This window comes from Actinospica durhamensis, assembly GCF_018139695.1.
Classification (GTDB): Bacteria; Actinomycetota; Actinomycetes; order Streptomycetales; family Catenulisporaceae; genus Actinospica; species Actinospica durhamensis.
Genome location: NZ_JAGSOG010000787.1, coordinates 1 through 423 on the forward strand (window position 1 = coordinate 1; position 423 = coordinate 423).

Below are 423 nucleotides of genomic sequence, written 5' to 3' on the forward strand. Positions count from 1 at the left end.
GTCATGGAGAGCAGCATGCCCAGCACGATGGGCACCTTGCGCGCCACCGAAAGCGAGGCACCACGCCGAAGCAGCGCGTCTGAGATGATCCCGCCCAGAATGCCGCCCAGGAAGCCGCACACCGCCGGGATCGACGCAACGAAGCCCGCCTTCAGGATCGACATGCCGCGCGCCTGCACCAGATACACCGGGAACCACGTGATGAAAAAGTACGTAAGCGCATTGATGCAGTACTGCGCGATGTACACACCCATCAGCATGCGGTTCTGCAGGAGCTGCTTCACGTAGCCGAGCTTCGGGCCCTCGGTCTTGGCCACACCCGCGCGGTCCATGTTCACCAGGCCGCCGCCGGCTTCGATGTATTCGATTTCGGCACGGTTGACGCCCGGGTGGTCCTTCGGTTCGTGCACGAAGGTTCTCCAC

At 63.1% G+C, this 423-nt stretch carries 1 protein-coding gene; it reads right to left on the minus strand.

The annotated features are described in order from the left end of the window. Nucleotides 1-423, minus strand: a 423-nt coding sequence (locus tag KDL01_RS47280; RefSeq protein WP_212534310.1) for an MFS transporter, incomplete at both ends; no start/stop codon positions are given.